Annotated in this window: 27 protein-coding genes; 15 read left to right on the top strand and 12 right to left on the bottom strand. The window is 71.7% G+C overall.

The genetic code is table 11. The annotated features are described in order from the left end of the window. Positions 1 to 296: 296 nt before the first annotated feature. Positions 297 to 518 (top strand): helix-turn-helix domain-containing protein, encoded by a 222-nt coding sequence (locus EJ357_RS10540; RefSeq protein WP_004002281.1) that lies wholly within the window; start codon positions 297 to 299, stop codon positions 516 to 518. 132 nt (positions 519 to 650) lie between these two features. Beyond that, complete coding sequence (locus EJ357_RS10535) at positions 651 to 1,454, top strand: enoyl-CoA hydratase/isomerase family protein (RefSeq protein WP_126390892.1); 804 nt, start codon at positions 651 to 653, stop codon at positions 1,452 to 1,454. A gap of 12 nt (positions 1,455 to 1,466) precedes the next feature. Here the strand turns inward: EJ357_RS10535 and EJ357_RS10530 are convergent, their stop codons facing one another. Beyond that, positions 1,467 to 2,195 (bottom strand): nucleopolyhedrovirus P10 family protein, encoded by a 729-nt coding sequence (locus EJ357_RS10530; RefSeq protein ID WP_126390890.1) that lies wholly within the window; start codon positions 2,193 to 2,195, stop codon positions 1,467 to 1,469. Between the two features lie 87 nt (positions 2,196 to 2,282). On the opposite strand from EJ357_RS10530, the gene EJ357_RS10525 reads away from it, so the two are divergent. Genes EJ357_RS10525 through amaP form a run of 5 tightly spaced genes read left to right on the top strand, consistent with a single transcriptional unit; the run spans position 2,283 to position 4,643 of the window. After that, on the top strand, positions 2,283 to 2,759 hold the full coding sequence (locus EJ357_RS10525) for an Asp23/Gls24 family envelope stress response protein (protein WP_126390885.1): 477 nt from the start codon (positions 2,283 to 2,285) through the stop codon (positions 2,757 to 2,759). A gap of 60 nt (positions 2,760 to 2,819) precedes the next feature. Further along, the gene (locus EJ357_RS10520; RefSeq protein WP_126390883.1) at positions 2,820 to 3,005 is read left to right on the top strand and encodes a hypothetical protein; all 186 of its coding nucleotides are present in this window, start codon (positions 2,820 to 2,822) and stop codon (positions 3,003 to 3,005) included. Then, a complete protein-coding gene (locus EJ357_RS10515) occupies positions 3,002 to 3,382 on the top strand; it encodes an Asp23/Gls24 family envelope stress response protein (RefSeq protein ID WP_126390881.1) in 381 nt (126 codons plus the stop codon). Before EJ357_RS10520 ends, EJ357_RS10515 begins: the two co-directional genes overlap by 4 nt. Continuing rightward, entirely contained in the window at positions 3,379 to 4,059 is a 681-nt protein-coding gene (locus EJ357_RS10510; protein ID WP_126390879.1) for a DUF6286 domain-containing protein, read from the top strand. The genes EJ357_RS10515 and EJ357_RS10510 overlap by 4 nt, the downstream gene beginning before the upstream one ends. Further along, positions 4,056 to 4,643, top strand: coding sequence for an alkaline shock response membrane anchor protein AmaP (amaP, locus tag EJ357_RS10505; RefSeq protein WP_175647355.1), 588 nt, complete (start codon positions 4,056 to 4,058; stop codon positions 4,641 to 4,643). Before EJ357_RS10510 ends, amaP begins: the two co-directional genes overlap by 4 nt. On the opposite strand, the gene EJ357_RS10500 is transcribed toward amaP, so the two are convergent. From EJ357_RS10500 to EJ357_RS10480, 5 genes are all read right to left on the bottom strand, one after another. After that, positions 4,640 to 5,395, bottom strand: coding sequence for an SDR family oxidoreductase (locus EJ357_RS10500; protein WP_126390875.1), 756 nt, complete (start codon positions 5,393 to 5,395; stop codon positions 4,640 to 4,642). The two genes, amaP and EJ357_RS10500, sit on opposite strands and share 4 nt — an antisense overlap. Before the next feature lie 4 nt (positions 5,396 to 5,399). After that, positions 5,400 to 7,184, bottom strand: coding sequence for a glycoside hydrolase family 15 protein (locus EJ357_RS10495; RefSeq protein WP_126390873.1), 1,785 nt, complete (start codon positions 7,182 to 7,184; stop codon positions 5,400 to 5,402). An 870-nt stretch (positions 7,185 to 8,054) separates the two neighbouring features. Next, positions 8,055 to 8,378, bottom strand: a complete 324-nt coding sequence (locus EJ357_RS10490; protein ID WP_126390871.1) for a hypothetical protein — start codon at positions 8,376 to 8,378, stop codon at positions 8,055 to 8,057. After that, a complete protein-coding gene (locus EJ357_RS10485; protein WP_407698476.1) occupies positions 8,375 to 8,956 on the bottom strand; it encodes a sigma-70 family RNA polymerase sigma factor in 582 nt (193 codons plus the stop codon). The genes EJ357_RS10490 and EJ357_RS10485 overlap by 4 nt, the downstream gene beginning before the upstream one ends. Next, entirely contained in the window at positions 8,953 to 10,491 is a 1,539-nt protein-coding gene (locus EJ357_RS10480; RefSeq protein ID WP_126390868.1) for a sodium:solute symporter family protein, read from the bottom strand. Before EJ357_RS10480 ends, EJ357_RS10485 begins: the two co-directional genes overlap by 4 nt. A gap of 171 nt (positions 10,492 to 10,662) precedes the next feature. Between EJ357_RS10480 and EJ357_RS10475 the strand changes: the two genes are divergently transcribed. The 4 genes from EJ357_RS10475 (at position 10,663) to EJ357_RS10460 (ending at position 14,296) form a co-directional block, all read left to right on the top strand. Continuing rightward, entirely contained in the window at positions 10,663 to 10,917 is a 255-nt protein-coding gene (locus EJ357_RS10475) for a DUF3311 domain-containing protein (RefSeq protein WP_126390867.1), read from the top strand. A gap of 110 nt (positions 10,918 to 11,027) precedes the next feature. Then, complete coding sequence (locus EJ357_RS10470) at positions 11,028 to 13,181, top strand: carbon starvation CstA family protein (protein ID WP_126390865.1); 2,154 nt, start codon at positions 11,028 to 11,030, stop codon at positions 13,179 to 13,181. Beyond that, on the top strand, positions 13,178 to 13,369 hold the full coding sequence (locus tag EJ357_RS10465) for a YbdD/YjiX family protein (RefSeq protein WP_126390863.1): 192 nt from the start codon (positions 13,178 to 13,180) through the stop codon (positions 13,367 to 13,369). The genes EJ357_RS10470 and EJ357_RS10465 overlap by 4 nt, the downstream gene beginning before the upstream one ends. A gap of 120 nt (positions 13,370 to 13,489) precedes the next feature. Beyond that, the gene (locus EJ357_RS10460) at positions 13,490 to 14,296 is read left to right on the top strand and encodes a hypothetical protein (RefSeq protein ID WP_228473023.1); all 807 of its coding nucleotides are present in this window, start codon (positions 13,490 to 13,492) and stop codon (positions 14,294 to 14,296) included. 179 nt (positions 14,297 to 14,475) lie between these two features. Here EJ357_RS10460 and EJ357_RS10455 read toward each other — a convergent pair whose 3' ends face one another. The 3 genes from EJ357_RS10455 to EJ357_RS10445 form a co-directional block, all read right to left on the bottom strand. Beyond that, entirely contained in the window at positions 14,476 to 15,267 is a 792-nt protein-coding gene (locus EJ357_RS10455; protein WP_126390861.1) for an SURF1 family cytochrome oxidase biogenesis protein, read from the bottom strand. A 58-nt stretch (positions 15,268 to 15,325) separates the two neighbouring features. Then, positions 15,326 to 15,559, bottom strand: coding sequence for a hypothetical protein (locus EJ357_RS10450; protein WP_062719308.1), 234 nt, complete (start codon positions 15,557 to 15,559; stop codon positions 15,326 to 15,328). Positions 15,560 to 15,638: 79 nt separating this feature from the next. Continuing rightward, positions 15,639 to 16,646 (bottom strand): DEDDh family exonuclease, encoded by a 1,008-nt coding sequence (locus EJ357_RS10445; RefSeq protein WP_126390859.1) that lies wholly within the window; start codon positions 16,644 to 16,646, stop codon positions 15,639 to 15,641. Positions 16,647 to 16,842: 196 nt separating this feature from the next. Between EJ357_RS10445 and EJ357_RS10440 the strand changes: the two genes are divergently transcribed. Both EJ357_RS10440 and EJ357_RS10435 read left to right on the top strand, forming a co-directional pair. Next, entirely contained in the window at positions 16,843 to 17,553 is a 711-nt protein-coding gene (locus tag EJ357_RS10440) for a VIT1/CCC1 transporter family protein (RefSeq protein ID WP_126390857.1), read from the top strand. 163 nt (positions 17,554 to 17,716) lie between these two features. After that, positions 17,717 to 18,760 carry a zinc-dependent alcohol dehydrogenase family protein gene (locus EJ357_RS10435; protein ID WP_126390855.1) on the top strand — a complete coding sequence of 348 codons (1,044 nt, stop codon included), beginning with the start codon at positions 17,717 to 17,719 and terminating at the stop codon, positions 18,758 to 18,760. A gap of 37 nt (positions 18,761 to 18,797) precedes the next feature. On the opposite strand, the gene EJ357_RS10430 is transcribed toward EJ357_RS10435, so the two are convergent. The 3 genes from EJ357_RS10430 to EJ357_RS10420 all read right to left on the bottom strand — a co-directional run bounded on the left by EJ357_RS10430 (position 18,798) and on the right by EJ357_RS10420 (position 22,930). Beyond that, positions 18,798 to 19,826 carry a CopD family protein gene (locus EJ357_RS10430; protein WP_126390853.1) on the bottom strand — a complete coding sequence of 343 codons (1,029 nt, stop codon included), beginning with the start codon at positions 19,824 to 19,826 and terminating at the stop codon, positions 18,798 to 18,800. 115 nt (positions 19,827 to 19,941) lie between these two features. Then, positions 19,942 to 21,324 carry a CoA transferase gene (locus tag EJ357_RS10425; protein ID WP_126390851.1) on the bottom strand — a complete coding sequence of 461 codons (1,383 nt, stop codon included), beginning with the start codon at positions 21,322 to 21,324 and terminating at the stop codon, positions 19,942 to 19,944. A gap of 73 nt (positions 21,325 to 21,397) precedes the next feature. Next, complete coding sequence (locus tag EJ357_RS10420) at positions 21,398 to 22,930, bottom strand: S8 family peptidase (RefSeq protein ID WP_126390849.1); 1,533 nt, start codon at positions 22,928 to 22,930, stop codon at positions 21,398 to 21,400. A gap of 373 nt (positions 22,931 to 23,303) precedes the next feature. Here EJ357_RS10420 and EJ357_RS10415 point away from each other — a divergent pair, with 373 nt between their 5' ends. After that, on the top strand, positions 23,304 to 23,660 hold the full coding sequence (locus tag EJ357_RS10415) for a DUF485 domain-containing protein (RefSeq protein WP_126390847.1): 357 nt from the start codon (positions 23,304 to 23,306) through the stop codon (positions 23,658 to 23,660). Beyond that, positions 23,657 to 25,285, top strand: a complete 1,629-nt coding sequence (locus tag EJ357_RS10410; RefSeq protein ID WP_126390845.1) for a solute symporter family protein — start codon at positions 23,657 to 23,659, stop codon at positions 25,283 to 25,285. Before EJ357_RS10415 ends, EJ357_RS10410 begins: the two co-directional genes overlap by 4 nt. Positions 25,286 to 25,325: the final 40 nt, after the last annotated feature.

The following is a 25,325-nucleotide window of genomic DNA, read 5'->3' as shown; positions in this document are numbered from 1 at the left end:
TCGGTGATCCATCATCTGTGTGAGATCTCCTCGTACCGAGGTGTGTACTACATCAATTTCACGGCCGAGTCCTTTATCGACAAGGGCTCGGCCGTCTCGCGTCCCTGACCTGGCACTTCGCGAAATAACCCGTTCGGCCGTACGGGCATCGCTCAACGGAATTCCAGATTCCGCTTGTGGGGATGTGCTCCTGTCGTCACGACGATGTCTTACGGACCTTGCCGAATGGGTGGCCATGAAGGCCCGGAGGGGTGATCATGAGGAGACCAGAGCGCACTTCCCATGAGGAGGCACGGGTGGCCGAGACTCTGAAGAAGGGCAGCCGGGTAACCGGCGCCGCGCGCGACAAGCTCGCGGCAGACCTGAAGAAGAAGTACGACTCCGGTGCGAGCATTCGGGCACTGGCCGAGGAAACCGGCCGCTCGTATGGCTTCGTCCACCGGATGCTCAGCGAATCGGGCGTCACGCTCCGTGGGCGTGGCGGGGCGACGCGGGGCAAGAAGGCCGCATCGTCCTGAGCCCGGGCGGCCCATCGGCTTCGATGGTGGCCACCCGGTCGGTCGGCTGACTGACCGGGTGGTTACTGTGCAGTCACTTAGGGGGTGCCCTCCCGGGCATCCCGTGATGACCGCACTCATCGGAGGCACCCCATGGCTTCGTCCGGCCAGGAACTCGCTCCCCTGCTCGACAAGAACGGCGTACGGCTCACCGTCGACGGCGCGATCGCCACGGTGACCCTGACCAACCCGGCCAAGCGCAATGCGCAGAGCCCCGCCATGTGGCGGACGCTCGCCGAGGCCGGGCGGGCTCTGCCGGGCAGCGTGCGGGTCGTCGTGCTGCGTGGAGAGGGCCAGTCCTTCTCCGCCGGCCTCGACCGGCAGATGTTCACGCCTGACGGGATCGAAGGGGAGCCCTCCTTCATCGACCTCGCGCGCAGCAGCGACGGTGAACTCGACGCTGCCATCGCCGAGTTCCAGGAGGGCTTCACCTGGTGGCGGCGCAACGACATCGTGTCCATCGCCGCCGTCCAGGGCCATGCCATCGGGGCGGGCTTCCAGCTCGCGCTCGCCTGTGACGTGCGCGTCGTCGCCGACGACGTGCAGTTCGCCATGCGTGAGACCAGCCTCGGGCTGGTGCCGGACCTGACGGGTACCCATCCGCTGGTCGGGCTGGTCGGTTACGGCCGCGCGCTGGAGATCTGTGTCACGGGCCGGTTCGTGCTGGCCGAGGAGGCCGTGAGCAGCGGGCTCGCCAACCTCGCGGTGCCCGCTGAGCAGCTCGACGACGCCGTACGGGATCTGGCGGGGGCCATCGTGGCCGCGCCGCGGGATGCCGTGATCGAGACCAAGGCGCTGCTTCGTGGTGCCGTGGATCGCGTGTACGACGAGCAGCGCGGCGCCGAGCGGGCCGCGCAGGCGCGACGGCTGCGGGACCTGGCCGGCCTCGGCGAGTGAGCCATGCGCTGATCAGCCGACGGCGGTGACCAGTACGGCCACCGTCGGGTGATCAGCCAACTCCTGCCCCACCCGCGTACGGACCTCCCGGGCCACTTCCACGGCCCGGTGCTCCGCGCGCACCGAGATCTCCACGCGCACATGCCGGCGCGGCAGGGCTGTCCCGCCCTGCCGCTCCTCGATGTGCACGGCACGGCCCAACCCGCCCAGGGCGCCCGTCAGCCGGGCCACGCCCGGGACGGCGAGGACCGCGGCGGTGATGCGCTCCTCGTCGGGGTTCCCCGGCTCCGCGGCCGCCGCCGGCTCGGGCTCCCGCACGGGAGGGGGCTCGGTGCCCTCGTCCTCGTCGAGCAGGGCCGTCACGCGCAGGTCCACCTCGGTCACCGTCAGGCCGAGACGTTCCGTGGCCGCGGTGGCCAGCAGGCCGCGCAGCCCTTGCGCCGTCGCGGGCAGCGGCTCGGCCGACGTCGCCGCGAAGTCCGCCGTCACTCTCAGCGGCCCCGGCGGCAGGGCGCTCGGCGGGGGCGGTACGGCGGCCTCGTGCGTGTCCTCGGGGTCGGTGAGAGCGATCCGGAGCACGTCCAGTCGCACCCCGCGCATGTCCTCGGCCGCGTGCCGCAGCACCGCCTCGGCCGCCCGCTCGGAGATCCACGCTCCGTCGCGCGCGCTGCCCAGGGGCAGCAGTCTGCCGAGCCCCAGCTGATGCCGGACTGCTTGCGTCCACCTGTCCGCCGTTGTCATTCCTCCAGCCTGCCGCATCCCCGGCGCGCGAACGCGCAACCGTGCTTACCGTGGTCAGGGGACAACAACCGAAAAGGACGAACGGCCATGACTGAGACCACGGAGCAGAACCGGGGGACGGAGGGCGAGGCCCCCGTCACCCGCAAGACCCAGGTGACCAAGCGCGGTGGGGGAGACGCCGGCGCCCGGGGCCGGACGACCATCGCGGACGGCGTCGTGGAGAAGATCGCCGGGATGGCCGCACGCGATGTGGACGGCGTACACGCCATGGGCAGCGGACTGTCGCGGACCTTCGGGGCCGTGCGCGACCGGGTGCCGGGCGGGACGAAGTCGGTGACCCGGGGGGTGAAGGCCGAGGTCGGCGAGGTGCAGGCCGCGCTCGACCTGGAGATCGTCGTCGAGTACGGCGTCTCGATCGCCGATGTGGCCCGGTACGTGCGCGAGAACGTGATCAACGCCGTCGAGCGGATGACCGGCCTCGAAGTCGTAGAGGTCAACATCGCGGTGAGTGATGTGAAGCTGCCGGAGGAAGAGGAAGAGGAACCGGAGCGCCGGATCCAGTGATGCGCCGGCGACCGGACAACACGGCGGCCGGGCAGTCGCCGAGAAGCTGAGGAGCGCATCATGAGCATGGCCGTGGTCGGCATGATCGCCGGCATGGCACTGGGCTTCGCCGGGTATTTCGGCGGATTCGGCGCCTTCTTGCTGGTGGCGGCCCTGGGCGCCGTCGGTTTCGTCGCCGGGCGGTTCCTGGAGGGGGACTGGGAGCTCGGAGACTTCTTCCGGCACCGTGACGAACGGCGGCGGTGACATCCGTGAGCGAGGGGGCCGCGGAGTTCCGCCGACCGTCGGCCGCCGTCCCGCCCGGTGAGCGCGGGGCGACGCGGATCGCCGACCGGGTCGTCGCGAAGGTCGCCTCACAGGCCGCACGCGAGGCGGTGGGGTCGGTCACGGACGCCGCCCGGCAGTACGCCAACGTCGTCGTCGCGCACGAGACCGCCCGGATCCGCGTCCACGTCGAACTCGACTACCCCACCGACATCGGCGCCCGCTGCGCGGCCGTGCGTCGACACGTCGCCGAGCGGGTAGGCGCGTTGGTGGGAATGGAGGTGCCGGAGGTCGCCGTGCACGTGGAGCGGCTGCACTCGGCGCCCGTGCAGGGCACGGCACAGGGGAGGACGCGATGAGCGAGTCCCAGGGCTCCGAGGGCACCACACAGCGACTGCCGGTCATCGAGAAGGAGACCGGCCCCGACACCCTCGACCAGTCGGCGTCGGCGGCGGACTACGAGCCCCCGCCCCCGCTCGACGGCGAGGGCGGCAAGGACGGCCGCTTCTGGTCGGCACGCCGGATCCCGGCCGCGATCATGGCGCTCCTGCTCTTCCTCGTCGCAGGCTTCTTCCTGTACGACATCGCCTCCGTGCGCGCCGACCGGCCCGCCATGCGCTGGCGCCGGGAACTGGCCGACCAGCTCGCCACACGCCCCCTCGACGACATCTGGGTGCTCGTCGGCGCGGGTGTCGCCGCCGTCATCGGCCTGTGGCTGCTCGTCCTGGCCACCACCCCCGGACTGCGCGCCGTCCTGCCGATGCGGCGCACCCACCCCGACGTCCGCGCCGGACTCCACCGCGATCTCGCCGCCCTCGTGCTGCGCGACCGGGCCATGGAGGTCTCCGGCGTCCAGTCGGTACGGGTACGGATGGGCCGGGCCCGCGCCGATGTCCGTGCCGTCGCGCACTTCCGCGACCTGGACGACGTACGCGCCGACCTGGACGCCACGCTCGCCGACGCGATCCGGGGCCTGGGCCTGTCCCGCCCGCCCGCGCTGTCGGTGCGGGTGCGGCGGCCCGGACGGAAGGGGTGAGGGCCGTGCTCAGGGTGGTCAACCGGGTGCTGATCGGGATCGTCGGGCTGGTGCTGCTCGTGATCGGGGGGTCCGTGCTGGCCGTGGGACTCGGGCTGGACCCGCCGTCCTGGTGGATCCACGACAGCCGGCACGACGTACTGCTCAGCGACGCCGAGCGGACCCGCTGGCGGGACGACGGCTGGTGGTGGCCGACCGTCCTCGCCGTACTGGCCGTCCTGGTCCTGCTCGCCCTGTGGTGGCTGACCGCGAACCTGCGCCGGCGCCGCCTCGCCGAGGTCCTGGTCGACACCGGCGACGGCGAGGGCGCGCTGCTGCGGGGGCGCGCCCTGGAGAACGTCCTGGAGGGCGAGGCGGCGGGCGGCGAGGGCGTGCAGCGGGCCCGCGTCCACCTGACGGGCAGGCGCAGCACCCCCGAGACCCGGGTACGCCTCCTGCTGGAACCGCACGTGGACCCCGGGACGGCACTGAACGACCTCACCACTCAGGCCCTGGCCCACGCGCGCAATTCAGCGGGGCTGGCGCAATTGCCGACGGAGGTTCGATTGAAGGGCGTCAAACACCGTGCGGAGAGGGTCAGTTAGAACCCGTGCCGCATGCCGCCGTCCACCGGCAGCATGATCCCCGTCAAATAGGAAGCCGCCGGAGACAGCAAGAACGCGGCCGCACGCCCGAACTCCTCCGGAGTTCCATAACGACGCAGCGGAATTCGTGCCTCGTGCGCGGCCCGAGTGGCCTCCGGATCCGCGGACAATCCGTCCAGCTCCCGCACCCGGTCCGTATCGATGCGGGCCGGAAGCAACCCGACGACTCGAATGTCCCGAGGCCCCAGTTCGTCCGCGAGGGACTTGGCGAATCCGGCGAGCCCCGGGCGCAGTCCGTTGGAAATGGTCAGCCCCGGAATCGGCTCGTGCACCGACCCCGACAGCACGAACCCGATGACGCCCCCCGCCTCCAGTTCGGCCGCCGCGGTCCGCGCCAGCCGCACCGCGCCCAGGAACACCGACTCGAACGCCGACTGCCACTGGTCGTCCGTGTTGTCGGCGACAAATCCCGGAGCCGGTCCGCCGACGCTGATGAAGATGCCGTCGAACCTGCCGAAGGCCTCCCGGGCGACCGCGATGAGCCGCCCCGGAGCCTCCGGATCGGCGTTGTCGACGGCCACCCCGACGGCGTTCGGCCCCAACTCGGCGGCCACGGCGGCGACCCGCTTCTCGTCCCGGCCGGTCAGGACGACCTTCGCCCCGTCGGCCACCAGCTCACGCGCCGCCGCGTTGCCCAGTCCACGGGTGGCCCCCGTGACGACGTACACCCGGTTCCTCAGTCCAAGATCCATGGCCCTATCCTGCCCCGTCGCCGCCGAACAGCGCGAGAGCGGTGTTCACCAGGCCGATGTGGCTGAAGGCCTGCGGGAAGTTGCCGAGCTGGCGGTCGGCCACGGGGTCGTACTCCTCGGACAGCAGGCCCACGTCGTTGGCGAGGCGCACCAGCCGGTCGAACAGCTCCCGTGCCTCCTGCGTACGCCCCGTCATGTGCAGCGCCTCCGCGAGCCAGAACGAGCAGGCCAGGAACGTGCCCTCGCCGCCCGGGAGTCCGTCGACGGACGTCTCCTGGCTGTAGCGGCGCAGGAACCCGTCGTGGCTGAGCTCGGCGCGGATCGCGTCGATGGTGCCGATGACGCGCGGGTCGTCGGGCGGCAGGAAGCCGACGCGCGGCATGAGCAGGAGCGCGGCGTCCAGTTCACGGGAGCCGTAGTACTGCGTGAAGGTGTTCCGCTCGGCGTCGAAGCCCTTCTCGCACACCTCGCGGTGCACCTCGTCGCGGAACTCCCGCCAGCCGGCGAGGTCGCCCTCGAGGGTCTGGTTCATCTCCAGCGTGCGCACCGCCCGGTCCGCGGCCACCCACACCATCACCTTCGAGTGCACGAAGTGCCGGCGCCCCCCGCGTACCTCCCACAGCCCCTCGTCGGGCTGCCGCCACTGCTCGTTCAGCCAGTCGATGAGGGCGGCCTGGATCGCCCAGATGTGCGGCTTGGAGGGCAGTCCCGCGTCCCGGGCCAGCGCCAGGGTGTCCATGACCTCGCCGTAGACGTCCAACTGGAGCTGTTCCACGGCCTCGTTGCCGATGCGTACGGGGGCGGAGCCGGCGAAGCCGGACAGCCACGGCACCTCGAACTCGGGCAGCCGTCGCTCGCCCGCCAGGCCGTACATGATCTGCAGGTCGGCCGGGTCGCCCGCGACCGCGCGCAGCAGCCAGTCGCGCCAGGCCTCCGCCTCCGCCCGGTAGCCCGCCGACAGGCCCACGTTCAGGGTGAGGGTGGAGTCGCGCAGCCAGCAGTAGCGGTAGTCCCAGTTGCGGACGCCGCCGATCTCCTCGGGGAGCGAGGTGGTGACGGCCGCGACGATGCCGCCGGTCGGGCGGTAGGTGAGGGCCTTGAGAGTGATCAGGGAACGGACGACGGCGTCGCGGTACGGGCCGGCGTAGTTGCAGCGGCTCACCCACTTCTGCCAGTCGCGGATGCTGGCGTGCAACGCCTTGTACGGGTCGACGAGCGGCGGGCGCGGCTCGTGCGAGGGGTGCCAGGTGAGGACGAACGCGACCCGCTCACCGGCCTCGACCGTGAACTCCGAGTGCGTACCGAAGTCCTCGCCCCAGGTGGGCACGGCCGGTTCGCTGCGCAGCCAGACCGAGTCCGGGCCGGCGACGGCCACCCGGTGGCCGCGGGACTTGCGCACCCAGGGGACGATCGAGCCGTAGTCGAAGCGGAGCCGCAGACTGCTGCGCACCGTGACCCGGCCGCTCAGCCCCTCCACGATGCGTACGAGGTCGGGGGAGCGGTCGCGTTGGGGCATCAGGTCGGTGACACGGATCGCCCCCTCGGCGGTCTCCCACTCGGTGTCCAGCACCAGGGTGTCCGGGCGGTAGGCGCGCCGGGTGCAGGGGCCCTTCGTGTGCTTGGGGGCGATGCGCCAGTGGCCGTTGTCCTTGTCGCCGAGGAGCTTGGCGAAGCAGGCGGCCGAGTCGAACCGGGGCAGACACAGCCAGTCGACGGACCCGTCCCTGCCGACCAGGGCGGCCGTCTGCTCGTCGCCGATAAGGGCGTAGTCCTCGATGCGGGGGTGCACGCAAGTGCGGGTTCCCCAAGGGGCGGTGGGGCAATCAGGGGTGGGGCCGGGGGAGTGATGGGTTGGGGGGAGGCCGGAGGGATGGCGTGTCGGGGGGGGGTGGGGCCGGGGAGGGATGCGTCGGGGTGTGGAGCGGTGGGTTGAGGAGTGGGGCCGTGGGTGGGGGGGCCGGGCTTGGGGAGTGATGCTTCGAGAGTGGGTGGGGGAGTGGCGTGTCGGGGTGGCCGGGGGAATGACGGGCCAGGGGTGGCCCGGGGAACGCCGGGCGGGATGGGTCGGGAAAGGTACGTCAGGGGTGGGAGGGGGACCGGTGTGTCGAGGGTGGGCAGGGGAGAGTGCTAGGGATGGCTCCGGGGAATGCCGGGCCCGGATGGGTCGGGGAATGCGGGCCGGGATGGGTCGGGGAAGGCACGTCAAGGGTGGTCCGGGAAGGCGCGTCAGGGGTGGGTGGGGACCGGTGTGTCGGGAGCGGGCCGGGCAGTCCCAGGGGTGGGCCGAGGAATGGCGCCTCAAGGTTGGGCCGGGGGACGGTGCGTCAGGGGTGTCCCAAGGAATGACGCGTCACGGGTGGGCCGAGGAATGGCGCCCCAAGGGTGGGCCGGGGGACGGTGCGTCAGGGGTGATCCGGGGAGTGCCAGGGGTGGCCCCGGGAATGCCGGGCTGGGCATGAGCCCGGGAAGCAACGCGCCAAGGGTGGGCCGGGGAACGGCGCGTCGGCGGTGGCTCGGGGAATGCCATGCCAGGGGTGGGTCCCGGGAATGCCGGGCCGGGGATGGTCCGGGAAGGCGCGTCCGGGGCGGCCCGAGCAATGACGCGTCACGGGTGGGCCGGGGAACGGCGCCCCAAGGGCCCAGGCCGAGGAACCGCACGTCACGGCTGAGGCCGGGCCAGTGGCTCGCTCGCTGCGGAGCCAATGCCGGTGCCGGTGCCGGAGAAGATGACGCCGGGGTCCGCCGGGGCCTGGTTGAGGACCCACAGCCCGATCAGCGTGGCCAGGGCGAACACGACCGCGATGAGGACGGCGAGGACGAGCCGACGTCGGCGTTCCCGGCGCAGCCACTCGCCGCGCGCCGTGCGGTAGGCGTCGGGCGCCGCCTGTACCCCGTCGGCGAGCGCGGACAGCGCCTCGCGCAGCTCCCGCTCCGTGCGGTCCGGGCCGGTGTCATGCGCCGGAGTCGCATCTCGATGCGTCATCGCCGGGCCTCCATCGCCTGGGTCAGGGCGGCGAGGCCGCGTGACGTATGGGTCTTCACGGAGCCGCAGGAGATCCCCATCGCCGCCGCGATCTCGCTCTCCTTCAGCCCGAGCCAGTGCCGCAGCACCAGCGCCTCGCGCTGCCGGGCCGGCAGCTGCTGAAGCGCGTCGATCAGCACACGCTGGTCATCGTGCAGGAGCGCGGTGCTCTCGGCGGAGGCGACGACCTCGTCCGGCGTCGGCTTCTCGACGTGCTTGCGGGCCACCTGGAGATGCCGTATCCGCATCCGCGTCAGATTGCACACCGTGGAGCGCAGATACGCCTCCGCCGCCTCGATGTCCCTCAGCCGCCGCCACTTCCGGTAGATCTGGTAGTAGGCCTCCGCGACCACGTTCTCCGGATCGTCGGCCCCGAGCAGGACGGCGAGGCGCAGCATCGAGGAGTAGTGCAGCTCGAACAGGCGCGCCAGACCGGCCTCGCGCTCCAGGTCCGCCGGGTCGCTCACCGCGGGGGTGAGCGGGACGGCCGGTACCGCGGCACCACCGGTTTCACGTTCACGTCTCAGGTGCTGTCTCACGGGTTGTTCGCTCCCGTCTCGGGGCGCCGCCTGACGCTCAGGCGCGACGGCAGGTCGGTGAGATCGGCGCCGCGCGGGACGCCGAGGCGTTCGAGCACCGCGGTACCGGCCACGGCGACGGTCAGGTTGAGGAACAGTGCGGCGAGCCCGGCGTAGATCTCGGGCCCGCCGCCCAAGGGCACGACCGACGAGAACCCTTCCCGTACGACCATGAAGGTCCCCGCCACCATGCCCACGCCCCACCCGGCGAGCAGCGCCCGCGGATGCAGCCGCCCGGTGAACAGGCCCACCGCGACGGCCGGGAAGATCTGCAGGATCCAGACCCCGCCGAGAAGCTGGAGGTTGATGGCGTCCTGGTCGCGCAGCCCGAACACGAACGCCACCGCGCCCACCTTCGCGGTGAGCGACACCGCCTTGGCGATGCGCACCTGCCGCTTGGGCGTGGCCGTCGGATGGACGTACTCGACGTACACATTGCGTACGAAGCTCGTGGCGGCCGCGATCGACATCACCGCCGCCGGCACCAGCGCCCCCACGGTGATCGCCCCGAACACCAGCCCGGCCAGCGGCGCCGGCATCAGCCGGTCGACCAGCATCGGTACGGCCGCCTCGGCGCCGCCCGCGGGGGCGCGCACGCCCGTCGCGAGGGCCGCGATGCCGAGGAAGCCGAAGAGGGCGAGCAGCCCGGTCCAGGCGGGCAGCGCGACCGAGACCTTGCGCAGCGTCCGCGGACCGTCGGCGGCGAAACCGGCGGTGAGCACGTGCGGGTACATCAGCAGGGCCAGCGCGGAGCCGAGGGCGAGGGTGGCGTAGGCGGGCTGCTGCTCGGGGGCGAGGAGCAGGGCCGGGCCGCCGAGGCGCTCGGCCGCACCGTCGAAGACGGCACCCGGGCCGCCGAGCCGGGCGAGGACCAGCCAGGTCACCGCGGTCAGCGAGACGAAGACGGCCACGGCCTTCAGCGCGGAGATGACGGTGGGGGCACGCAGCCCGTGCCGGTACGTGGCCACGGCCAGCCCGGCGAACAGCGCCACCATCACCAGATCACCGGCCGCACCCCGCGGATACACGCCCCCGGCCGCCAGCACCGCCCTTATGCCGAGCAGCTGCAACGCCAGATACGGCATCGTCGCGAGGATCCCGGTCAGCGCGACCACCAGGGCCAGCGGCGCCGAGCCGTACCGGCCGCGCACGAAGTCGGCCGCCGTGACATAGCCGTGCCTGCGGGCCACGGTCCACAGCCGGGACAGCAGCACGAACGCCAGCGGACAGACGATCACCGTGTACGGCACCGCGAAGAAGGCCGGTGCGCCGTTGCCGTACGCCAGTCCCGGTATGGCGGCGAAGGTGTACGCGGTGAAGATCGTGCCGCCGAGCAGCAGCCAGGTCCACACCGGGCCCAGGCTGCGGTCGGCCAGCGCCCAGCCCTCCAGGGACGGCAGCCGCTCGCTCGGACTCAGGCGCCGCGCGGTGACGGCGAGCAGCGACGCTCCGCCGATCACGGCGAGGAACGTCGCGGTCATGGCGCCGTCGGCCATGGGTGGTCACCGTCCTTGGTGTGCCTGTGCCCTCGCGTCTGAGTTGCGCGAGCGGCCGGAACGGATGACAGAAAACCGGCGGGAAATTTCCCGGAAATTCCCTGTCAACCGGTCTCCGGGGGTGGGCAACTCTTGCACAGACCGACAGCGAGCGGGAGAGGAGCGCAGGTCATGGCACGGACCGGTCATCACCGGCTACGGCGCGTCGCGATCGCCGTACTGCTCCTCGCGCCCGCCGCAGGCCTGCTGTGGGTCCCCCTGTACGCCGGTGCCGAACCGCGGCTGGCCGGGACGCTGTTCTTCTACTGGTACCAGCTCGCCTGGGTGCCGGGGTGCGGCCTCTGCCTGCTCGCGGCGTACGCGCTGACGGACCGGAATCGAGATCGAGACGGACATCGAGATCGACATCGGCATCGAGATCGCTGAGCCGTTCTTCCGCTTCTGCCGCACGCCCGCTTCCCGCCGCACATCTGCGTTCCGCCGCACATCTGTTTTCCGCCACACACCCGCTCTGCCCACTGAGTTCAGGAGCCGCCATGCCCACGTCAGTCATGCCCGAATCCGGTCGCGAGGCGCCGGGCAGATCCCGGATGTCGCCGAAGTCGGTTGCCCTGTGGATCGCGGTCGCCCTCGTCGGCGCCCTCGCCTGGGCCGTGCTCGCCCTGTCCCGGGGCGAGGAGATCTCGGCCGTCTGGCTGGTCGTGGCGGCCCTCGGGTCGTATGCGATCGCCTACCGCTTCTACTCGCGGTTCATCGCCCGGCGGGTCCTGCGGGTCGACGACACACGGGCCACGCCGGCCGAACGGCTGGAGGACGGCGTCGACTACCACCCCACCGACAAGCGGGTGCTGTTCGGCCACCACTTCGCGGCGATCGCCGGCGCCGGCCCGCTGGTCGGCCCGGTGCTGGCGGCCCAGATGGGCTATCTGCCGGGCACGATCTGGATCATCGCGGGCGTGATCTTCGCCGGCGCGGTGCAGGACATGATCGTCCTGTTCCTCTCGATGCGCCGGGACGGCAAGAGCCTGGGGCAGATGGCCCGGGACGAGATCGGCAAGGTGGGCGGTGCCGCCGCGCTGATCGGCGTCTTCGCCATCATGATCATCCTGCTCGCGGTGCTGGCGATGGTCGTCGTCAACGCGCTGGCGGAGTCCCCGTGGGGCACCTTCTCGGTCTCCATGACCATCCCCATCGCCCTCTTCATGGGCTTCTACATGCGCTATCTGCGGCCCGGCCGGGTCGTGGAGACCAGCTTGATCGGGGTGGCGCTGCTGCTGCTCGCCATCCTCGGCGGCGGCTGGATCCAGGACTCCTCGCTCGCCGAGTACTTCGTCTGGAGCCCGCAGACCCTGGTCTTCTGCCTGGTCGGCTACGGCTTCTTCGCCTCCGTGCTGCCGGTGTGGATGCTGCTGGCGCCGCGCGACTACCTCTCCACCTTCATGAAGGTCGGCACCATCGCCCTGATGGCCGTCGGCGTGGTGATCGCCGCCCCGAACCTCAAGGCCGAGCCGGTGACGGAGTTCGCCTCGACGGGCGCCGGACCGGTGTTCGCCGGGTCGCTGTTCCCGTTCCTGTTCATCACCATCGCCTGCGGCGCCCTGTCCGGCTTCCACGCCCTGGTCTCCTCCGGCACCACGCCGAAGCTGATCCAGAAGGAGTCCCAGGTCCGGCTGATCGGCTACGGCTCCATGCTCACGGAGTCCTTCGTCGCCGTCATGGCGCTGATCGCGGCCTGCGTGCTGGAACCGGGCCTGTTCTACGCGATGAACTCCCCGGCCGCGCTGCTCGGCCCGACCGTGGACACCGCCTCGGAGGCCGTGAGCAACCTCGGCTTCACCATCACCCCGGACCAGCTCACCGCGGCGGCCAAGGCCGTCGAGGAGGAGACGCTGGTGGGCCGCTCCGGTGGTGCGCCCACGCTGGCCGTGGGTATGTCGGAGATCTTCGCCGGGGTGTTCGGCGGGGCCGGGATGAAGGCCTTCTGGTACCACTTCGCGATCATGTTCGAGGCCCTGTTCATCCTCACCACCGTGGACGCCGGTACCCGGGTGGGCCGGTTCATGCTCCAGGACATGCTCGGAAACGTCTGGAAGCCGATCGGCCGGGTCACCTGGAAGCCCGGCATCTGGATCACCAGCGCCCTGGTCGTCGGCGCCTGGGGCTACTTCCTCTACGCCGGTGTCACCGACCCCCTGGGCGGCATCAAGCAGCTCTTCCCGCTGTTCGGCATCGCCAACCAGCTGCTGGCCGCGGTGGCCCTGGCCGTCACCACCACCGTGCTGATCAAGTCCGGCAGGCTGCGCTGGGCCTGGGTCACCGGCATCCCGCTGGCCTGGGACGTGGCCGTCACCTTCACCGCGGGCTGGCAGAAGATCTTCTCGGACAATCCGGCGATCGGCTTCTTCGCCCTGCGGGACAAGTACGCGCAGGCCATCGACGACGGTCAGCTGCTGCCGGGCGCCACGAACATGGACGACATGCACACCATCGTGCTCAACAACACGGTGGACGGCGTCATCATGGCGGTCTTCCTGCTGCTGGTCCTCACGGTCCTGGTCAACTGCGCGGTGGTGTGCGTCCGTGCCGTCCGCGCCAGGGAGCCGCTGCCGACCACCGAGGCGCCGTACGTGGAGTCCCGCATCGACGTGCCGGAGCACTCGGAGGAGCCGTTGGTCGGGGCACGCTCATGAGCACCGTGAGGAAGGTGCTGGGTGCGCTGCGCTGGTACGCGCGTGAGCTGACCGGCGAGGCGGAGTACGACCGCTACTGCGACCGGCACCGCCGCCGTCACCCCCGGGCCCCGGTGCCGACCCGGCGGGAGTACGAGGTACTGCGCACCCTGCACCGCGAGCAGCATCCGCAGAGCCGCTGCTGCTGACACGGCACGCCCCTGGGCAGGTGCAGTGCACCCGCCCAGGGGCGCGGGGAACTGCGCGAGCAACCACGAACAACCCGCACCCGCCCCCGAAGCAGACACTCCACGGCGAGACACACCCAGATGCTGAGACGCCGAACATCCCTCCTGATCCGTCCCGAACTCGACGACGACCCCCTGCACAGGACCCTGCGCGACCTCCGCCCCACCCAACAACTCCACGGCCTCGGCGCCGGCCGCACAAGCCCCGCATGGGGCCCCGTGGCCGAACTGCTGCACGCCACCGGACGCGACTGGGACCGCCGTGCCCACCGGGTCTCCGTCCTCGCCCGGGGCCTGTCGGCCGTGGTCTGCGAGCGATGGGCCGCGGACCGGCCCGACGACGGTGACGCCCTGGTCCTGCGGGCCTTCGTCCAGTCGGCCCGCGCCCCGGCCGAGGGACACGCCGCGGTCCGCCAGGCCGAGCAGACGTGTCCGCGCGCGGCCGCGGCCTGCCCGGAGGACCCGACGCCCTGGCTGGCGCTGCTGTCCCTGATGCACGCCGCCGCCGTACCGGTGCGGGACGCGGTGCCGGTCTGGACGCAGGCCGTCAACCGCGCGCCCTGGCATCGGACGGCCTGTCACCTGCTCCTGCGGTACCTGTCCCCGCGCGGCCACGGCACGGTCCCCGACATGATGGACTTCGCCTGGCAGGCCGCCTTCCAGGCGCCGCACGGCTCCCCGATCGCTCTGCTGCCGGTCGCGGCCCGGGTGGAGCTCGTCGCTCACCGCCAGGGGCGGACAGGGCGCGACGCGCTCGGCACGAGCGGCGACTGGAACGAACCCAGGGCGGCAAGGGAGATCGACACGGCCCTCTCCCGCTGGTTCCCGCCGGCGCCGCACCGCACGCCGAAGCCGTCGTCGACCTCAACGTCCTGGCCTTCGCCCTGACCCGCGCCCACCGCCCGACCGAGGCGGGCCCCGTCTTCCAGCGCGTCGGCCGTCACATGACCCGCCACCCGTGGGACCTGCTGCCCGAGCCGGAACGCGCCTTCCGCTACTGGCGGGACCGGTCGGTCGGCCGCCGGAAGTGACAGCGGCGACCGATCACGTACGCCACGCCCGGGACGCTACACGGGAGCGGGCGCGGTCTGCGTCTCCTCCGCGGCGGCCGCGTTCGCCCGGTCGCGGACCTCACGGCGCAGCAGAATCCACCACCCGACGGGCACACCCGCGGCGAACAGCCACCACTGCACGGCATACGCGTAGTTCAGCGGAGCGTTCTCGTCACCGGGCTTCCCGATCAGTTCCGGCGTGTCGCCCTTCGGCTCGGGGGCCGTCAGCACGGCATAGCCGCCCAGCACCTGGGCGTGCAGCCGCCGCGCCTCCTGCTCGCTGTTGATCAGCATGACCTGTCGGTCGGGCAGCCCCTCGAGGTTCTTGATCCCGCTGGCCTCGGTCGTCTCGTCGGGCATCAGCCGCCCGCTGACGGTGACCCGGCCGCTGGGCGGCGCGGGGATCTTGGGGAAGGCGGTCTGGCTGGGCCCGTCCGCGGGGATCCAGCCGCGGTTGACCAGCAGCACCTTGCCGTCCGTCAGGACGAAGGGGGTCAGGACGTGGAAGCCGACCTCCTCGTCGGCGTTGACGCGCCGCCGGACGACGACTTCCCGGTCGGTGTCGAACCGCCCCTCGGCGGTCACGGTGCGATACCGCTGCTTGGAGGTGATGGTGTGTCCCGGGGAGGTCAGCTTCTCCACGGGCACCGCCTTCGCGCCCAGCGCGTCGGCGACCAGCTGGTTGCGGGCGCTGCGCTCCTCGTAGCGGTGCATCTGCCAGATGCCCAGCCTGATCATCGTGGGGATGAGGAGCAGGGCGACCAGCGTGAGGATCACCCACTGCCGGGACAACAGGAAGCGGTACACCCCACGACCGTACAACTCGGTCGTGGGGTGTTCTCAGGCGGGTACGGGTCCTGGCCGGTCACACCTTGTCGACGATCCCCACCTTTCCCTCCGCGCGGGCGCAGTGGGCGCCGCAGAACCACTGGCCCTCGACCTCGACGCCCTGCCCGATGATCTGGACGCGGCAGTGCTCACAGACCGGGGCCATGCGGTGGATCGCACAGGAGAAACAGTCGAAGACGTGCACCGCGCCCTGCGCGTGCACCTCGAAGGTCATGCCGTAGTCGTTTCCGCATACTTCACATGTCGCCATGCGCCACAGGGTGAGCCGTCACCGCGGCCCGGGCGAGACGGCTGCGGGCGAGTCGCGCGGCAATCACCCGTCCGTACGGTCACCGCTCCGACGCCGGTTCCACATCCCTCAGGAGCTGCCCGAAGGCGGCCTCGTCGATCACCGGCGTCCCGTACTGCCGGGCCTTGACCACCTTCGAGGTGCCGGCGTCCGGGTCGTTCGTGACGAGCAGGCTGGTCAGCCGGGACAGGCTCGTCGACACATGCAGCCCGGCCTCGGTCGCGCGGTCCTCCAGGAGGTCGCGCTCGATCGAGGTGTCTCCGGAGAACGCGACCCGCATGCCCTGCTTGAGTCTTTTGCCCTCTTCGTAACGGCCAGGGTTGGGGTAGGGGCAGGCGGGCCTCTTCCGGGACGGACGCCAACTGGTCGGCCGGTAGCCGCCGTAACCGCCACCGCCGTAGCCCCCCGCCTGCTGCCCGATCCGGGGCGCGGCGCCGTCCCGCCACTCGGTCAGCGGCCGGCACTCCTGCAGCGGCAGCCGCACGCTGTCCGCCGCCGCGGCCCGCAGGCTCGGCCGGAACGCCTCCGCCAGCACGCGCGCGTCGTCCAGCGCGTGGTGCGCGCGCTGCTGCACGACGCCGAAGTGTGCGGCCAGGGACTCCAGCTTGTGGTTGGGCAGCGGCAGGCCCAGCTCCTTGGAGAGCGCGATGGTGCACAGCCGCTGCCGTACCGGCGCCTGGCGCTCCGCGCGCGCGTACTCCCGCGCGATCATCTGCCAGTCGAAGACGGCGTTGTGCGCGACGAGCACCCGGCCGTCGAGGCGGGCCGAGAACTCCTCGGCGATGTCCGTGAAGAGAGGCGCCGATTCGAGCACATCGCTCGTCAGCCCGTGGATCCAGACCGGGCCCGGATCGCGCTCCGGGTTGACCAGCGTGTACCAGTGGTCCTCGACCTCGCCGCGCGCGTCCAGCCGGTAGACGGCCGCGGAGATTATCCGGTCGTCCCGGGCCAGGCCGGTGGTCTCCACGTCAACGACCGCGTACCCCTGGGGATACGCGGTCGGCCATGCTGTGGGGGAGGACGCTGCGGTCGCACGGTCTTCGAGCATGGTCACTGAGGATACGGGCCGGGACTGACAGTCCTGACCGTCAGGTGCCTTGCCGCGCCCGCCTGTTCGAGTGCGGCGAACGCACGGACGTCAACCGGTCGGCGGGCACGCCGTGTTGCCGCGCCCCGATGGCCGCGGTGTCCGGCCGGGTGCGTCGGTACGTCCGGGATGTCCCCCGCGGTGCGATCCTCCGCATGTGACCGAACCAACGCATGACGAGGCCCACGGCGGCGCGCTGGGCGAGCGGCTGAACTGGCTGCGGGCTGCCGTCCTGGGGGCGAACGACGGCATCGTGTCGACCGCGGGACTCGTCGTCGGTGTGGCCGGCGCGACGGACGACCGCTCGGCGCTGCTCACGGCCGGGCTGGCCGGGCTGCTCGCCGGGTCGATGTCCATGGCCGCGGGGGAGTACGTCTCGGTCTCCACCCAGCGTGACTCGGAGAAGGCCGCGCTGGCCCTGGAGAAACGGGAGTTGCGGGAGCGGCCGGAGGCGGAACTGGAGGAGCTGGCGGTACTCCTGGAGCGGCGCGGACTGACCCGGGACGTGGCCATGGAGGCGGCCGCCCAGTTGACGGAACGGGACGCGCTGAAGGCCCACGCGCGCGTGGAGCTCGGTATCGATCCGGACGCGCTGACCAACCCGTGGCACGCGGCGTGGGCGAGTTTCCTGGCGTTCACGGCGGGGGCGCTGCTGCCGCTGCTCGCGATGGTGCTGCCGCCGGCGCACTGGCGGCTGGCGGTCACCGTCGCCTCCGTGCTGGCCGCCCTCGCCCTGACCGGCTGGAGCAGCGCCCGCCTGGGCGCCGCCGCCCCGGTGCGAGCGGTGCTGCGCAATGTGGCGGGCGGCGCGCTGGCCATGGCGGTCACCTACGCGGCGGGGTCGCTGCTGGACGTGGCGGGGGTGTAGCGCCGCGACCCGGCCGGCTCAGGGCCACGGGGTTTGCGCAGTTCAGCGCGGTTTCCGGGGCCCTCGGAGCGCGGTCGTCCCGGACCGCGGCGTACGGTGAGATGCGCGCTCGACCACCCCTTTGTCGAGCGCATGCAGGACAAGAGACGAGAAGGACCCCGCCATGCGCGCCACCACCATCCACGCCCCGTTCGACATGCGTGTGCAGGACGTGCCCGACGCCGTGGTGCGGCAGCCCACCGACGCCGTGCTCCGCGTGCTGCGCGCCTGCATCTGCGGCAGCGACCTGTGGGCGTACCGGGGCGAGGCGGGCCGGCAGCCGGGCCAGCGCATCGGCCACGAGTTCCTCGGCGTCGTCGAGGAGACCGGCTCCGAGGTGACCGGCGTCCGGCGGGGCGACCTCGTAGTCGCGCCCTTCATGTGGTCCGACGGCGTCTGCGACTACTGCCGCGAGGGGCTCACCACCTCCTGCGAGGACGGCGGCTTCTGGGGCTCCGTCGGCTCCGACGGCGGCCAGGGCGAGGCCGTGCGCGTCCCCTACGCCGACGCCACCCTCGTCCGGCTCCCCAAGGACGCGGCCTCCGACGACCACCTGCTGTCCGCCCTGCTGACCCTGTCCGACGTCCTGGGCACCGGCCACCACGCCGCCCTCGGCGCCGGAGCCCGCGCGGGCGCCACGGTCGCCGTGGTCGGGGACGGTGCCGTCGGACTGTGCGCGGTGCTCGCGGCCAAGCGGCTCGGTGCCGAGCGGATCATCGCGCTGGGCCGGCACCGGGTCCGCACCGACATCGCGCGCCGCTTCGGCGCCACCGACGTCGTCGCCGCGCGCGGGGACGAAGCCATCGCAGCCGTACGCGAACTCACGCGCGGGCAGGGCGCACACGCGGTGGTTGAGGCAGTCGGTACTGAACAGTCAATGCGTACGGCGGTCAACATCACCCGGGACGGCGGCGCCGTCGGCTTCGTCGGTGTGCCGCACGGCAGCGGCACCGGGCTCGACCTCGGTGTCATGTTCGACGGGAACATCGCGCTGCGCGGCGGCGTCGCGCCCGTCCGCACGTACATCCCCGAGCTGCTGCCCGACATCCTGGACGGCACGATCGACCCGTCGCCCGTATTCGACATGACCATCGGCCTGGAGGACGTCCCCGCCGGCTACAAGGCGATGGACGAGCGCACCGCGCTCAAGGTCCTGGTCACCAACTGAGGGCGCGGAGAAGCCGATTGAGGGCCCTGAGAAGGGCTCACCAACGGATCGGCACCGGCAGCGCCGTCAGCAGCCCCGACAGCGCGACCACCACTCCCAGGGCGAAGACCTCCGCCCGCGCGGGAGCGCAGGCGGTCAGCGGGTCGGCCGCCCGGCGCAGCCGGATCCGTGCCCACAGGGCGAGCGCGGCCACGGCCGTCACCAGGATCACCTTGGCCAGCAGCGCACGGCCGTACGCCGTGTCCGTCAGCTGCGCCAGGACCGTGTCCGACGGCATCCGGCGCAGTGAACTCCACACCCCGGTCGCGGTGATGGCGGCGAGCAGTACGACCGCCACGCGCGCGTAGAGGCCGAGCAGGGCCGCACCCGCCTCCGCTGCGCCCCATCCGCGCAGCGTCCGCAGCGCGGACAGCAGCCCGCCGACCCAGAGCGACGCGCAGGCGAGGTGCACGAGCGTCAGGCCCGAGCCGAGCAGCGGGCCGTACTCGGTCGTGGGGTGCGCACGCAGTGCCTCGGCGACCACCACCGCGGCCAGCGGCCAGATCTGGGCGGCCGGCCGGCGCGAGAGGGCGCACAGCCCGGCCACGGCGAAGGCGTTGACCTCCACCAGCGCGAGCTTGCCGTCGCGCGACGCGTACAGGCCGCCGAAGTCGAGGTCGGCGGGGCTGTGCGGCACGAGGTTGCCCGTGGACACGACCGAGGCCAGACCGAGGGCGGCGACGAAACCGGCGGCGGCCGCGTACGGCGCCCAACTGCGCGGCAGGGCCCGGGGAGCGCCGGGCAGGGAACGGGCCAGCCTGCTCACGAAGAGCTCGCCCACCGGGACGCACAGCGCCGCGAACAGCACCGTGCGCAGCAGCGCGATCCCACCGGTGCCGGGCGCGGCGGCCTCCCCGGTGCCGTGCAGCGCGGCCGGCGGTCCGAGCAGCGGGATCAGCGCCGCCAGCCCCACCAGGACGAGAACGGCGGCGGCCGGGCCGACCCCGGGGCGGGGTCTCGGTGCGCTCCCGTCGGATCGGGAGGGGGAGGGTTCGGTCAATGTCACCTCAAGAGCTTCACAAAACATCACAGATTCGGGCAAGCGCCGGAAAACAAGTGGTGGTGCGGCATTCCGCCCAGGGGTACGGCTCGGGCGGCCCGCACGCTCAGCTCCGATGCGGAGGGGACCGGGCCTCGGTGGTTCAGACCCACCGCGCCGGTTCCGCGCCCCACACCCCCGGCGGCCGCGCCCAGTCGACGGGACCGCCCGCGAACGACACAGGTGGCAGGGCGTACCGAAGTCGCCCGAGCGCGCTGTCCTGTTCGCCGAGCCAGGCGTCCGGCGCGTCGTACGTCATCTCCCCCTCCGGGCCGGGCCGGATGCCGCTCGTCAGCCACTGCGCCGTGCGCGCCAGGGACAGCCGTACGCAACGGCCGTACCCCTGTTCCTGCCGCTCGGTCAGCGCCCGCAGTACGGCCGCCGCCAGCAGATAACCCGTCCCGTGGTCGACGGCCTGCGCGGGCAGCGCGCCGGGCCGTTCGGATGCTCCGTCGGTCGTGGCCCCCTCGATCGCGGCGATGCCGGTGGCGACCTGCACGAGGCTGTCGAAGCCGCGCCGCTCGCGCCACGGCCCGTACGCCCCCCATGCCGACAGCTGTGCCACCACCAGGCCGGGCCGCCGCTCGGCCAACTCCCGCGCCGACAGCCCGAGCCGGTCGAGGGCGCCCGGCCGGTACCCGGTCACGACGACGTCCGCCGTCGCGAGCAGTTCCTCGAAGACGCGCCGGTCAGCCGCCAGGTCCAGGGTCGCCGAGCGCTTTCCGAAGCCCGTGTCGGCGTGCTGGTCGGCCAGTTCGGGCAGTCGCGGCGGGTCCAGGCGCAGGACGTCCGCGCCGAGCAGCGCGAGTGTGCGCGTGGCGACGGGGCCCGCGATGACCCGCGTCAGGTCCAGTACGCGCACTCCGGCGGCGGGCAGCAGGGGAGCCCCGTCGAGAGGCGGGAGCACGCGCGCGCGTGCCGTGTCGAGCCGTTCACGCTCCACGAGCGGCCGTCGGGCCACCGCGGCCGCCTGCGCGTGCGCCGCCCATTCCTCGGCCGTCCGCAGCGCCACGGCCAGCCCGCCTGCCGCGTACACGGACTCCTCGATCTCGTGCGCGGACCGATCGGCGAGCGCCGCGGCGACGGCGGCCGGATCCTCCTGCGTCACCCCCAGCGCGGCCAGCAGCCGGGCCCGGTGATGCGGATAGTTCGCGTGGGTCCGCACCCAGCCGTCCGCCGTGCGCCAGAACCGCGACAGCGGCGCGAAGTTGACCGGTGCGCGCCCTTCGACCAGCAGATGGCGTTCACTCACGAACGCCGTGGCGATCGCCCCGTCGTCCAGCCGCACCTCGGGCACCTCGGCGAGCCCGGCCCGCCGCGCCCCCAGCTCGGCCGCGGCCAGCGCGCACGCGCCCACGCACGCGCGCGCCAACTCCCGTACGGGAAGACGCGCGTGAAGCGCGCCTTCCCGCACCACGGTCGTCACACGGGGGAGGAGGGCGGCATCGCCGCCCACCGCGGACCAAGCGGTACTGATTCCTGTCATGACTGCACTATGCAGTGTTGACTCGATCAACATGTTGACCGGACGGTCGCCCGGCTACATGCGGCCCATCCGGTCAGTCAACGGCGTCCAGTGCGTCGACGACGCCGAACCCGTAGAAGCCGTTGAACCGCTCGCCGCCCTCGCACACCGCGTCCTGCTTGCCGTCGCCGTCCTGGTCGTACGACTCGGGGCAGCCCGGGTTGTCCGCCTGGACCTTCAGCAGCCCCTGCAACTGGGCCGGAGACGCCTTCGGGTACCGCGACTTCAGCAGCGCGGCCACGCCGGCCGCGTGCGGGGAGGCCATGGACGTGCCCTGCAGCCAGCCGTACTCGCCGTTCGGCATGGTGGACAGGATGCGGCCGTTCGCGGACGGGGTGTCCGTCGGGATCTGGAACTTGCGGTCGCCGCCCGGCGCAGCGACGTCGACGACGCGGTAACCGTAGGACGAGTAGTACGACTTGACGTTCTGCACGCCCGTCGCGCTCACCGTGACCACGCCCGGCAGCTGGGTCGGCACGTCGAAGCACTCGTGCGGGTCGATCGTGCGGGTGACCGGCGTGGAGTCGTCGGGGCTGGTCTCGTCCACGATCGAGTCGGCGTCCATGTCGTGGTTGGAGTTGCCCGCCGAGGCCAGGTGCAGCGTGCCCTTCTTCTGGGCGTACAGCTGGGCCCTGTTGACCGAGTCGACGATGGCCTTCTGGTCGGGGTCGTCCATGCAGTTGTACAGCCACGGGTCGACGTAGTAGCTGTTGTTCGTGATCTCCACGCCGTGGTCGGCGGCGAACACGAAGGCGCAGACGACGCTCTCCGGGTAGAAGAGGCCGTTCTTCGGGTCGCTCACCTTGATGCCCGAGATCTTCACGCCGGGCGCGACACCCGCGACGCCGATGCCGTTGCGGGCCGCGGCGATCTCACCCGCGACGTGCGTGCCGTGGTAGTCCTCGGCGGTGTACGGACGCCAGGCGCCCGCGCCGGTGTCCGCGACGCCGCCGACGCAGTTCGCCGACTGGGACGCGGAGAAGTTCGGTGCCAGGTCCGGGTGGGTGTCGTCGACGCCGGTGTCGATGACGGCGACGGTGACCTTCGGACTGCCCGGGTTGATCCGGGCGGCCTTGTCGGCGCCGATCGCCCGCAGGTCCCACTGGTCGGCCTCGAGCGGCTCGCTGTCCTGTGCCGCGGCGGACGCGCGCGCGATCTTCGAGGCCTGGCCCTTCGTCAACGGCTGGGCGGGGCCCTCGTCCGTCGTCCCGGCGGGGGCCAGGGGCGCCGTACGCGTCGCGCCCGCCGACTGCACACCGCGCACCGCGCGTATCGCCTTGGCGAAGTCGGGGTTCGCCGAGTGGACGACGATCACGCCGATCTTCTCGTAGGCGATCACGACGGTGCCGCCGGCTGCGGCGATCGCCTTCTTCACCGACTCGATCGTGCGACGGTCCGTGCGGGTGTTGACGACGTACGCCAGGCCGGTCGCGTCCGTGGCCTGCGTGCCGGACTCCGCGAACGGAGCGGCCGAGGCCGCCGCCGGCAGGAAGCCGAGCGAGGCGGTCAGCGACAGGGCGAGGGATGCGGCGAGGCCGAGTCGGCGTCTGGACCGCAGATGAACCATGGGATCTCCACATCATCCGGAACGGGAACCTGCCCGGACGCTGATGGGCGCCCGGGCAGGTACATGACGAGTGGTGCTGGAGCGAAGCTATCCCCCGAACCTCCTGGCCAGCAATCACTCACCCGGGCGACTTCGGAAAGAAGCCCTCGGAGTTGAACCGGTCCTCGCGTGGCGCCGTGACCTTGGGAAGGGGGCGCGAGCAGGATCGAGCCCTCTGTCGGATCACACGCCGTGGCCCTAACATCGCCACCCGGCTCAAGTGATCCATGTCACCGCTAGGAACAGAGCCGCCATGCCCGCATCCCACTCGTCCCCACCCCCCGACCCGTCCCCGTCCACCGTCGCAACAGCGCCCGCAACGCGAGGAGACTCCGTGGCTACCGACGCACCGCCCCCCTCGAAAGAGGAACACAAACTCCCCACCACCGAGGAGTTCGCCGAGGTGCAGCAGAGTGCGGAGTTCGGTGAACTGCGCCGCTCCTACCGCTCCTTCGCCTTCCCGCTGACCGTCGCCTTCATCGTCTGGTACCTGCTGTACGTCCTGCTCTCCAACTACGCGGGCGACTTCATGGGCACCAAGCTGTTCGGCAACATCAACGTCGCGTTCGTCTTCGGTATCGCCCAGTTCGTCACCACGTTCCTCATCGCCTGGTGGTACGCGCGCCACGCCGGCGCCAAGCTCGACCCCAAGGCCGAGGCCATCAAGACCCGTATGGAGGGCGGCGCATGAGCCCCGCGATTGCCCAGGTACAGCTCGCCGCCAACGAGGCCAGCGAGCACCGGCCGCTGATCATCTCCCTGTTCGCGGCCTTCGTGATCGCGACCCTCTTCATCACCGTGTGGGCCGGCCGCCAGACCAAGGACGCCGCCGACTTCTACGCGGGCGGCCGGTCGTTCAGCGCCTTTCAGAACGGCCTCGCCGTCTCCGGCGACTACATGTCCGCCGCGTCCTTCCTCGGCATCGCGGGCGCCATCGCCCTCTTCGGATACGACGGCTTCCTGTACTCCATCGGCTTCCTGGTCGCCTGGCTGGTCGCCCTGCTCCTGGTGGCCGAGCCGCTTCGGAACTCCGGCCGCTACACGATGGGTGACGTCCTCGCCTACCGCATGCGCCAGCGCCCGGTCCGTACGGCGGCCGGCACCTCCACGATCGTCGTGTCGATCTTCTACCTGCTGGCCCAGATGGCGGGCGCGGGCGTCCTGGTCTCGCTGCTGCTCGGCATCACCACCGACGCGGGCAAGATCCTGATCGTCGCCCTCGTCGGCGTCCTGATGATCGTGTACGTCTCCATCGGCGGTATGAAGGGCACCACCTGGGTCCAGATGGTCAAGGCCGTGCTGCTGATCGGTGGCACGATCCTGATTACGTTCCTGGTGCTGCTGAAGTTCAACTTCAACATCTCCGACCTGCTAGGCAAGGCCGCCGAGAACAGCGGCAAGGGCGCCGCCTTCCTGGAGCCCGGCCTCCAGTACGGCGCGACCGGCACCTCCAAGCTGGACTTCATCTCCCTGGGCATCGCCCTGGTCCTCGGCACCGCGGGTCTGCCGCACATCCTGATCCGCTTCTACACGGTGCCCAACGCCAAGGCCGCCCGTAAGTCCGTGAACTGGGCGATCGGCATCATCGGCGGCTTCTACCTGATGACCATCGCCCTCGGCTTCGGCGCCGCGGCGCTCATCTCGCAGGACGAGATCATCGCCTCGAACCCGTCCGGCAATACGGCCGCACCACTGCTCGCGCTGCATCTGGGCGGCGTGGACTCGGCGTGGGGCGCGATCCTGCTCGCCACCATCTCGGCCGTCGCCTTCGCCACGATCCTCGCCGTCGTCGCCGGCCTGACCCTGGCCTCGTCCTCGTCGTTCGCCCACGACATCTACGCGAACGTCATCAGGAAGGGCCAGGCCACCGAGAAGGAGGAGGTCCGGGCCGCGCGCCTCGCCACCATCGGCATCGGCGCCGTCTCCATCCTCCTCGGCGCCCTCGCCCGCGACCTGAATGTCGCCGGCCTGGTCGCCCTGGCCTTCGCCGTCGCGGCCTCCGCCAACCTGCCGACGATCCTCTACAGCCTGTTCTGGAAGCGGTTCACCACCCAGGGCGCCCTGTGGTCGATCTACGGCGGCCTGATCGTCGCCGTCGGTCTGGTGCTGTTCTCCCCGGTCGTCTCGGGCGACCCGAAGGCGATGTTCCCGGACGTCGACTTCGCCTGGTTCCCGCTGAAGAACCCGGGCATCATCTCCATCCCGTTCGGCTTCCTCATGGGCTGGCTCGGCACGGTCCTGTCCAAGGAGGAGCCCGACGCCGGCAAGTACGCGGAGCTGGAGGTCCGGTCCCTGACCGGCACCGGCGCCCACTGAGCACGCACCTCTGAGCACGTCCCTCGAGCGGCCGCGTCGT

Origin of the sequence: Streptomyces cyaneochromogenes, assembly GCF_003963535.1 — a bacterium.
GTDB classification, from domain to species: Bacteria; Actinomycetota; Actinomycetes; order Streptomycetales; family Streptomycetaceae; genus Streptomyces; species Streptomyces shaanxiensis.
The sequence above is the reverse complement of the archived record's forward strand: the minus strand, read 5'-3'. Positions and strand labels throughout refer to the sequence as shown.

Excerpts from the sequence above, each read along its gene's own strand:
- EJ357_RS10535 (WP_126390892.1), top strand. The coding sequence starts at position 651 with ATGGCTTCGTCCGGCCAGGAACTCGCTCCCCTGCTCGACAAGAACGGC.
- EJ357_RS10530 (WP_126390890.1), bottom strand. The coding sequence starts at position 2,195 with ATGACAACGGCGGACAGGTGGACGCAAGCAGTCCGGCATCAGCTGGGG.
- EJ357_RS10525 (WP_126390885.1), top strand. The coding sequence starts at position 2,283 with ATGACTGAGACCACGGAGCAGAACCGGGGGACGGAGGGCGAGGCCCCC.
- EJ357_RS10520 (WP_126390883.1), top strand. The coding sequence starts at position 2,820 with ATGAGCATGGCCGTGGTCGGCATGATCGCCGGCATGGCACTGGGCTTC.
- EJ357_RS10510 (WP_126390879.1), top strand. The coding sequence starts at position 3,379 with ATGAGCGAGTCCCAGGGCTCCGAGGGCACCACACAGCGACTGCCGGTC.
- EJ357_RS10500 (WP_126390875.1), bottom strand. The coding sequence starts at position 5,395 with ATGGATCTTGGACTGAGGAACCGGGTGTACGTCGTCACGGGGGCCACC.
- EJ357_RS10490 (WP_126390871.1), bottom strand. The coding sequence starts at position 8,378 with ATGACGCATCGAGATGCGACTCCGGCGCATGACACCGGCCCGGACCGC.
- EJ357_RS10480 (WP_126390868.1), bottom strand. The coding sequence starts at position 10,491 with ATGGCCGACGGCGCCATGACCGCGACGTTCCTCGCCGTGATCGGCGGA.
- EJ357_RS10475 (WP_126390867.1), top strand. The coding sequence starts at position 10,663 with ATGGCACGGACCGGTCATCACCGGCTACGGCGCGTCGCGATCGCCGTA.
- EJ357_RS10470 (WP_126390865.1), top strand. The coding sequence starts at position 11,028 with ATGCCCACGTCAGTCATGCCCGAATCCGGTCGCGAGGCGCCGGGCAGA.
- EJ357_RS10465 (WP_126390863.1), top strand. The coding sequence starts at position 13,178 with ATGAGCACCGTGAGGAAGGTGCTGGGTGCGCTGCGCTGGTACGCGCGT.
- EJ357_RS10460 (WP_228473023.1), top strand. The coding sequence starts at position 13,490 with ATGCTGAGACGCCGAACATCCCTCCTGATCCGTCCCGAACTCGACGAC.
- EJ357_RS10450 (WP_062719308.1), bottom strand. The coding sequence starts at position 15,559 with ATGGCGACATGTGAAGTATGCGGAAACGACTACGGCATGACCTTCGAG.
- EJ357_RS10445 (WP_126390859.1), bottom strand. The coding sequence starts at position 16,646 with ATGCTCGAAGACCGTGCGACCGCAGCGTCCTCCCCCACAGCATGGCCG.
- EJ357_RS10435 (WP_126390855.1), top strand. The coding sequence starts at position 17,717 with ATGCGCGCCACCACCATCCACGCCCCGTTCGACATGCGTGTGCAGGAC.
- EJ357_RS10430 (WP_126390853.1), bottom strand. The coding sequence starts at position 19,826 with ATGTTTTGTGAAGCTCTTGAGGTGACATTGACCGAACCCTCCCCCTCC.
- EJ357_RS10425 (WP_126390851.1), bottom strand. The coding sequence starts at position 21,324 with ATGACAGGAATCAGTACCGCTTGGTCCGCGGTGGGCGGCGATGCCGCC.
- EJ357_RS10420 (WP_126390849.1), bottom strand. The coding sequence starts at position 22,930 with ATGGTTCATCTGCGGTCCAGACGCCGACTCGGCCTCGCCGCATCCCTC.
- EJ357_RS10410 (WP_126390845.1), top strand. The coding sequence starts at position 23,657 with ATGAGCCCCGCGATTGCCCAGGTACAGCTCGCCGCCAACGAGGCCAGC.